Annotated in this window: 5 protein-coding genes; 4 read left to right on the top strand and 1 reads right to left on the bottom strand. The window is 58.7% G+C overall.

What is annotated here, in order from left to right:
- Window positions 1-20: 20 nt before the first annotated feature.
- The gene (locus tag H1Y01_RS15735) at window positions 21-482 is read right to left on the bottom strand and encodes a DUF1203 domain-containing protein (RefSeq protein ID WP_180541462.1); all 462 of its coding nucleotides are present in this window, start codon (window positions 480-482) and stop codon (window positions 21-23) included.
- 152 nt (window positions 483-634) lie between these two features.
- Between H1Y01_RS15735 and H1Y01_RS15730 the strand changes: the two genes are divergently transcribed.
- The 4 genes from H1Y01_RS15730 to H1Y01_RS15715 form a co-directional block, all read left to right on the top strand.
- A complete protein-coding gene (locus tag H1Y01_RS15730) occupies window positions 635-6,310 on the top strand; it encodes an FG-GAP-like repeat-containing protein (RefSeq protein ID WP_180541461.1) in 5,676 nt (1,891 codons plus the stop codon).
- A 39-nt stretch (window positions 6,311-6,349) separates the two neighbouring features.
- On the top strand, window positions 6,350-7,336 hold the full coding sequence (locus H1Y01_RS15725; protein WP_180541460.1) for a beta-propeller fold lactonase family protein: 987 nt from the start codon (window positions 6,350-6,352) through the stop codon (window positions 7,334-7,336).
- A 92-nt stretch (window positions 7,337-7,428) separates the two neighbouring features.
- Window positions 7,429-7,668 carry an exodeoxyribonuclease VII small subunit gene (xseB, locus tag H1Y01_RS15720; protein ID WP_180541459.1) on the top strand — a complete coding sequence of 80 codons (240 nt, stop codon included), beginning with the start codon at window positions 7,429-7,431 and terminating at the stop codon, window positions 7,666-7,668.
- Window positions 7,632-8,462: polyprenyl synthetase family protein (locus H1Y01_RS15715; protein WP_180541458.1), on the top strand; the 831-nt coding region annotated here is incomplete at its 3' end. The genes xseB and H1Y01_RS15715, both read left to right, overlap by 37 nt.

Here is an 8,462-nt window from a genome sequence, read left to right as displayed (position 1 = left end):
TTGAGCTGGTTCGCTGAACACTAGGCCTTGACCCGGTCGGCCCGTGCCGCATAACATCCGGGCTTCGCGAAATGAATGTGGATGTACGCGACCGATGGGTCCGCAAACAGTTCTTCCAGCGGTTTCTCGACGGCCGCGCCTTCCGCCAGATCGGCGGCAACCATCATTCCCTGCTCGTCAAACGCGCGCAGCGACAGAACACGGGAACGCAGCATCGCGGGGACTTCGTTCACGTCCAGATTCGCCTGGCTCGCGTTCGGACGGACATAGATCGCGTGGCTGGACCGAAACGGCGTGGCGGCAGACTGATGCTCGTAATGGATCAACACAACCTCCTCGCCGATCTCAGCGTCGGCCAGACTAACGCGGCACGGAAAGCCCGGCTTCTTCGTTGCAACTGTTCGCACGACATGGTCCGCTGCAGGCGAGGCGAGTAGATGTTCGAACTTCGATTTAGGCAATGCGCTGATGAGAAATGACATTGGATAGGTCCTTAATCCGAGGCTACCCGGATCCGCGGTAACTCGATATCCGTTTCTTGCGGTCACCTGTTTACAAAAGTAAATCATCCACAGTACTAAAAATGCGAACTCATATCCTTTTGCTACTATGATTTCGGTATCCTATCGGTGACTTGCGCGTTTTCATCCCAATTCTTGCGTTCAGCTGCCTTTTCGGCCAACTTATCTCTTACGCGGAAACGACAACCGCTACCAGCCTGACAGTCGGTCCCGATCCAGCGGTGCTAAGCCAAGTCGTAACGCTTACAGCAACCGTGACACCGCCGGGGGCGAGCGGAAACGTTGAGTTTCTGGACGGCGCGGTCCCGCTGGGCGGCGCTACGCTGGCGGGAGGCGTGGCTACCCTGCGAACGCCCGATTTGACTAGCGGGCAGCACGCGCTGAGAGCTCGCTTCAGGGGCACGAATGCGTACGCGGGAAGTTTGTCTTCGTCCGTCTCCCTCAACGTAAATACGTTGGCCGGGGGAGGGTTTCTGGCCGCGACCACACTCACCCAGCCGAACGGCGCGCTGTTGGCTAGCGCCGACGTCAATAACGATGGACTCTTGGACCTGGTGTGGACCGATCAAAACTACAATCTGCACGTTCAGCTCGGACAAGGCGGCGGTAAGTATGGTCCCGCAACGCTACTGAGCGCGGACGTCAGTGCGAGCCAAGTCATCACGGGTGATTTCAACGGCGACGGTCATCTCGATATCGCGGCATTAACGAACGGCGTTGTGGTCTTCCTGGGTAACGGAGACGGCACTTTCCAACCACCTCTCGCGCCGCTCGAACCCGACTCGCAGTTTTTCATAGCCGCGCTCGGAGACTTCAATAATGACGGCGTTCCGGATCTGGTTGCGGTAACGGACGGGCAGACCAATATCTACCTCGGAAACGGCGACGGGACCTTCCAGTTTTTCGAGTCACTAGCCGTGCAAACCGGCCAGGTGGTGACCGGCGACTTCGATGGAGACGGCAACACCGATATCGCCCTCTCCGGTCAGGTTCTTGGAGTATCGGGTCTATTCATCTTTTTCGGCAACGGTTCCGCAGAATTCTCTTCCGTCACCATCTCAACCACCCCAACTGAGTATTTTGCGTTGGCTACCGGCGACCTGAACGGGGACGGCATCGACGATCTCGTCTCACAAACGAAGGCATATCCGGACCCGTACCTGCTTCAGGTAATACCCGGATCCAAATCACGGACCTTTTCACTTCCAGCGCCTATCTCATCCGACTCGGAATCGTCGTCGATCTTTGTTGCGGACTTCAACGGAGACGGAAAACTGGACGTAATGGCCGGCAGCCCGTCCTCCTTCATCTCGCTGTTCCTCGGTAACGGCGATGGAACGCTGCAACCGGAGGCTCCTGTCTTTGTCTCTCTAAACTACAACCCCAGCACCCCGGTTTTTCTCGACTGGGACGGAGACGGCCGGCTGGATATTTATGAGACGTCAACGACAGGAGATGGGTATGTTTTCCTGGGAGCGCCCCCGACAACAACTTCGCTAACAGTGTCACCGCTGAGCGGTTTGGACAATCAGCCGCTTACTGTTACATCGAATGTCTCTCCAGCGTCTGCCTCCGGTTCGGTTTCCTTCTTCGACAACACCACCCCGACTCTCAATTCTGATTCAATCGCGATTCATGAACCATTAGTCGCGGGCACGGCGTCAGGAGTGCTTTCATCTACTAACCTCGGGGCCAATTACGTCTTCGCCGTCTACACGGGCGACGCCACTCACGCGTCCAGCGTGTCCCCTATCGTTCTGTCTAACCTCTATATCAATACTTCGGTAACGCTATCTGCCAACCTATCGACTCAGATTGTGGGCCAGGCGGTTACTTTTACAGCTACAGCTGCCGTGGACCAAGAGTATTTTCCGGTTGCCGGGACGATTACTCTTTACGACGGCGTAAACGTGGTGGGCGCCGGCGCTGTCACCAACACGCAAACGGTGTTGAGCGTTGAGTTTTCAACGGCGGGAACGCATGACATCGTAGCCCGCTACGAGGGTCAGCCCGGGCTCGTCGCGAGCACGTCCGCGGCTGTCCCGGTCTCAATTACAGAGGCCTCAGGCGGGGCATTGCAGCCCGGCGAGTCGCTTACAACCGGTCCAGCGCCGACCGCGATTGCCGTCTCGGATGTTAATAACGACGGTTACCTTGACCTGATTAGCGGCAGTGCCACATCTTCCGCCATCTCAGTGCTGCTCGGTCATGACGATGGAGAGTTTTCAATACCCGTAGGTTCCGCTACTTCGCTTCCCGGTGTGCAGGCAATGGCGGTAGCGGATTTCGATCTTAATGGCACTCCCGACCTTGTTGTTGCAAGCTCGTCGACCGCCGCCATCCAGTTCATGACCGGCAACGACGCGGGTTACTTTGGGCCAACGGCCACGCTGGCAACACCCGCCAACCCGACAGCCCTGGCGGTCGCGGATTTCAACGGCGATGGCACGCCCGACCTTGCCATTGGGTATGGGTCGGGAAGTAACATCAGCATCGCGCTGAACACGCCTGGCGCCGGCTTTTCGCAGCTATCCACCGTGGCGGCGGGCGCGACTCCTTCCGCACTAACGGTGGGTGAATTCAACGGTGATGGCCTGGCTGACATCGCAGTCGCGGACGCGAGCGCGAATACGGTTTCGATCTTACTCGGCAATGGCGACGGAACGTTTCGAACGCGCAGTTCGTTCGGGACCGACCAGCGACCGATCGCGATTGCGGGGGGCGACATCAATGCCGACGGTAAGACCGATCTGGTAGTTGCCAATGCCGCCTCGAACGACTTATCGATCCTCCTTGGAAACGGTGACGGAACCTTCCAGCCCGCGACTAACATCGGCCTGGGGGCGGCTCCGACGGCGGTCGCTCTCGGCGACTTCAACGGCGATGGACAAACGGATATCGCGGTCGTCGCCGGCGGACAGTTATTGATCCTCTACGGATCCGCCGGATCGTTCAGCTCGCCAGTCACGATCGGGCCCACCGGAGCATCCGGCGCGGCATTGGTCGTCGACGCGCTTGACGGGCAGGGTCAGCTCGATGTCGTATCAACTTCGGCCGCCGCTGGGAGTGTGCAACTCTTCCTTGATGACGCGGCGACCACGACGACGCTCTCGGCAGCTTCTCCTACTGCGATCTTCGGAGCCCCGGTGGCGTTGACGGCGACTCTAAGCCCGCCTACCTTTTCCGGCAGTGTCAGCTTTTTCGATGGGCCGAACCTGCTCGGGAGCACGAAAGCATCCGGAGGCAAAGCTGTTTTCAACGCAACTCTTCTGCAACCAGGCACGCACGTGCTTACTTCGCGAGCGATACTAAGCGCCGGCTATTTACCAAGTAACTCGAAAGCTGTGACCGTAGAGGTCTCCGATTTGCCGTCCGCTTCCTTAGGAGTACCCACCGGCGCGATTCCCGCGGGGACCCGTCTGGCCCGGACCAGCGTCGCGGATATCAACCACGACGGAAAGCCCGACATCCTATACATCGACCAACTGAGCGAAACGATTTGCGTGGAACTAGGCAATGGCGATGGCACGTTCAGCGCTCCCATCGCGATTGCACCGGTCAGCACGAATACCTTCTTCGTCGCTGATTTTAACGAAGACGGCAACCCCGATATTCTCCTCAGTAGTTCCTACACAGCTTCGGCTCAGATTCTTTTCGGCCACGGAGACGGCACGTTCGGTTCTCCGGTTGCTCTCCCTACAAGCTTCTCAGTCTTCGGTGTCGCGGATCTAAATCACGACGGCCACATGGACGTGATTGCCGACTCCAGCGCGGGTTTTGCCGTTTCACTAGGTTACGGGGATGGTACTTTCCAAAGCCCACTCGGGGCTTCCGTGCCAAACGGCGTTCTTGACCTGGCCGTTGGCGACTTTAATCAGGACGGTAAGCTCGACGTTGCGATCATTGACAATTACACAGATCTGATCATCATGTTTGGTAACGGCAACGGGACCTTTGCCGCGGGGACCATGTTCTATGCAGGCGCATCCCCCGATCAACTGGCTGTGGGAGACTTCGATGGAGATGGCTATCCGGATCTGGCGGTTGCGAACGACTATGCCGGCTATGTCGTGCAACTGTTTAATGACGGCACCGGCGCGTTTCCAACCGATCTCGGTTATGCGTATAACTTCTCTCAGCTAAAGACGGTCCTTATCGCGGACGTGAACGGGGACGGTTACCCGGATCTGGTTTGCGGCGTCGACAGTTCGTCTCAAGTTTATGCTTTCTTAAATACCGGCTCCGGTCTGTTGGATTATCCATATATCTTCGGCGGCGTACCGAACACAGCGCAACCGCTGGTGGCGGATTTCAACAGTGACGGCGTTCCGGACCTGCTTCTCAGCGGTACTAGCTCCGCGCTACTGCTGGGTTCTCAAAGTGTTCTGCAACTCTACTCCGGCGATGACCAGGCGTCGCTCGGAGGCGCATCCTTCAGCCCGCTCCAGGTGTATGCTCCCGTCGGCGAGCCAATCACGTTTACAGTGCCGGCATCCGGACCGAGCGCGACCTTCCTGTTGAACGGTACGGCAGCTACGACTTACAGCACGACGATCGATCAATACAGCGGGCTCGCGAGTAGCGGACCCTTAACTCCCAACACGCTGAGTGGACCCTTCATCGCAACGGGTTTCATCACAGGCTACGACATTCCCGGCGATTCCGTTTCCTTCCATCTCTCCAACGGCTGTTCGGAATCCGTAAGTTCGACCGCTCTAGCCGCTTCGTCGTCGGGAGCTACGATCGCTGTCGCTATCTATGGCGCGCCGCAATGCAGCTGGACGGCCACATCCAACATGCCCGGAGTGACTCTTTCCCCGGCAAGAGGCTCCGGTATTGGAACCATACTCGTCGTGCTTCCTCCGAACACGGGGACTTCGGATATTACCGGCACCGTCACCATCGCCGGTCAGACCCTACCCGTTACGATCGACTTCACTTCGCAGTCGTTCAGCGATGTGCCGCCCGGCAGTTATGATTTCGACGCGGTCAACCTACTCGCCGCCAAAGGTATTACCACAGGCTGCGCCGCCGGCGAATTCTGCCCGAATGAGAATGTCGCGCGCGATCAGATGGCCGTGTTTCTGGTACGTACCGTTCTAGGTACGGATAACTTCACTTATTCCCCGACGCCGTACTTCCAGGATGTTCCAACTAACTATTGGGCCTTCGCCTATATTCAGAAGCTCTATGAGTTGGGGATAACAACCGGTTGCAGCGCCTTGGACTATTGCCCCTCAGACCCGGTGACCCGCGCGGAGATGGCTATATTCATTATTCGGGCGCGTTACGGAACGACCACCGCGGTAACGTCGAATCCGACGCCCTACTTTGCCGATGTCCCCGCCGGTGCGTTCGCGTTTGCGGATATTCAGCGCATGTACCAGGACGGAATCACCACCGGTTGCGCGGCCAACCCGCTGGATTATTGTCCCAACAACGCGGTCAATCGCGGTGAGATGGCGATTTTCCTCATGCGGGGCGGGTTTAATGAATTACTGCCTCCATCGGAACCGGTGATTACATCGATCAATCCTGCTTCGCTGACCCACGGCTCTACCGCCACCTTTACCATCACAGGCGCGAATACGACCTTCCAGCAAGGCGTCACGACCCTGGTTTTCCCTGCAAGTTCCGGCATCACAGTCAACTCGCTGACCGTCGCGAGCGCCACCACCATGGAGGTCAGCCTGACAGCGGCGTCCACCACACCGCTCCAGCCCGTCTCGATTTATGAGCAGACGGAGCCCCAGGAGGCCGTGCTCCCGAATGGGCTGTCGATTCAGTAAACCCGAGCCGCCCGGCAGGAATAGAATGGAATGCGTCCTATGCTTCCCTCTCGAGTTCTACTCTGTGTCGTCATGACTACCCTTTCCGCCGCCGCCGCCGACCGCCTGCTGGTCGCGAATCAAGGCGATCGCAGCCTGAGCATTGTCGATCCCGCAACCGCTTCGCAGATCACCGCGGTTCCTGAAAACGCCGTAACCGGCCATGAGGTCATCGCCTCACCGGATGGGCTCACCGCATACGTGCCGATCTACGGCAATTCCGGCGTCGGCAAACCGGGGACGGACGGAAGCTCGATGCTCGTGATCGACATCCCATCCGCAAAAGTGGTCCGTACCTTCGACTTCGGACACGGCGTCAGGCCCCACTGCGCGATGTTCGGGCCCAAAGACGGGCTGCTCTACGTAACAACCGAACTGGATAACTCGATCACGGTGTTCGACCCGAAAACGCTGAAGGTCGTTGGGACCGTGCCGACCGGACAACCCGAATCGCACATGCTAGCCATCTCACACGATGGAAGACGCGGCTATACGGCGAACGTGGGTCCGGGAACCGTATCGGTGCTGGATCTGAAAGCGCGCAAACAGATCACCGTGATTCCAATATCGAAAGTGACGCAGCGCATCTCCATCACGCCGGACGACCGCATGGTATTCACCGCCGATCAAACCAAACCGCAATTAGCGGTGATCGACACCAAGACCAATTCGGTGAAGACGTGGATACCGCTCCCGGGCCTCGGTTACGGCACGGCTTCCACGCTCGACGGCAAGTGGCTGCTGGTAGCCGTTCCACATGAGAAGAAGGTCGCGGTCGTGGACCTGAGCACACTGAAGGTGGCGCAAACGATCGACGTCCCAAGCGCGCCGCAGGAGATCGTGATGCGTCCCGACGGCCAGGTCGCGTATGTCTCATGCAATGTGAGCGGCAAGGTTGCGGCCATCGATTTGACGTCTTGGAAAGTGTTGAACATCATCGATGCGGGTAAAGGCGCGGACGGTCTCGCCTGGGCCACGGCGCACTAGTAGGAACGTTACCGAGCCGCGACGGCGACGGAGCGGTCATCACCACAGGCCGCCGCACGCGAGAGAACAGCGCGATCTTCTAGAATGGAGCGATGTCCGACGCTCCGACCGCCATTAGTTTCGAAACCTGCCTGGACGAACTGGAAAAAATCGTCAAGCAGCTCGAAGGCGGCGATCTCCCGCTCGAAAAGTCGCTGGAGTTGTTCGAGAAAGGCATGGCGCTTAGCGATTCCTGCCGGAAACAGCTGGAAAGCGCCGAGACGCGCATCGAAATGCTGGTCCGAAAGGAGGGCAAATGGCAGCCCGAACCGTTCCGGCCGGAAAAAGGATGAACCTGGCCGACTACCTAACAGCCGGTCAAAATCGCATCGAACAAATCCTTGACGCACTGTGTCCGCCCGATTCCGAAACGCCCGCAACCATCCATCGCGCCATGCGCTACAGCCTGTTCGCAGGCGGCAAGCGCATTCGTCCCCTGCTTTGTATTGAAGCCGCGCGCGCCATTCGCGACGACGTAACGGGCGTTGAGCCGGCCGCCTGTTCGCTGGAAATGATCCACACCTATTCGCTCATTCACGACGATCTTCCGGCGCTCGATAACGACGATTTCCGCCGCGGGAAGCCGACCAATCACAAGGTCTTCGGCGAAGCGATGGCGATCCTGGCCGGCGACGCGTTGTTAACGCTCGCGTTCCAAACGCTCGCGCAACTCGATGGCTGCCCGGCTGAGGTCCGCATCCGGCTGGTCGGCGAACTCGCGTCGGCTTCCGGAACGGTCAACGGCATGATCGGCGGACAGGTTGCGGATATCGAAGGCGAGCGCCAGACGCCCACGCGCGAGCTGCTCGCCTACATCCATCAGGCGAAGACGGGTGCATTGCTGCGCGCCAGTCTCCGCATGGGCGCGATCTGGGCCGGCGCGACCGCCGCGCAGCTCGGTGCACTCACAGATTACGGCGAACACATCGGCCTTGCCTTCCAAATTGTCGATGACTTGCTGGATGTTGAGGAATCCTCCGCGGCGCTGGGAAAAACGGCCGGCAAGGACGCGACTCAAGGTAAGATCACTTTTCCCGCAGTCTACGGATTGGAACGCTCACACCGGATGGCGGACGACGAATGTGCC

It is taken from the genome of Nevskia soli (assembly GCF_903970205.1).
GTDB lineage: Bacteria > Acidobacteriota > Terriglobia > Bryobacterales > Bryobacteraceae > Bog-113.
This window is presented reverse-complemented; position numbering and strand designations above follow the sequence as displayed.

Excerpts from the sequence above, each read along its gene's own strand:
- H1Y01_RS15735 (WP_180541462.1), bottom strand. The coding sequence starts at position 482 with ATGTCATTTCTCATCAGCGCATTGCCTAAATCGAAGTTCGAACATCTA.
- H1Y01_RS15725 (WP_180541460.1), top strand. The coding sequence starts at position 6,350 with ATGCTTCCCTCTCGAGTTCTACTCTGTGTCGTCATGACTACCCTTTCC.
- xseB (WP_180541459.1), top strand. The coding sequence starts at position 7,429 with ATGTCCGACGCTCCGACCGCCATTAGTTTCGAAACCTGCCTGGACGAA.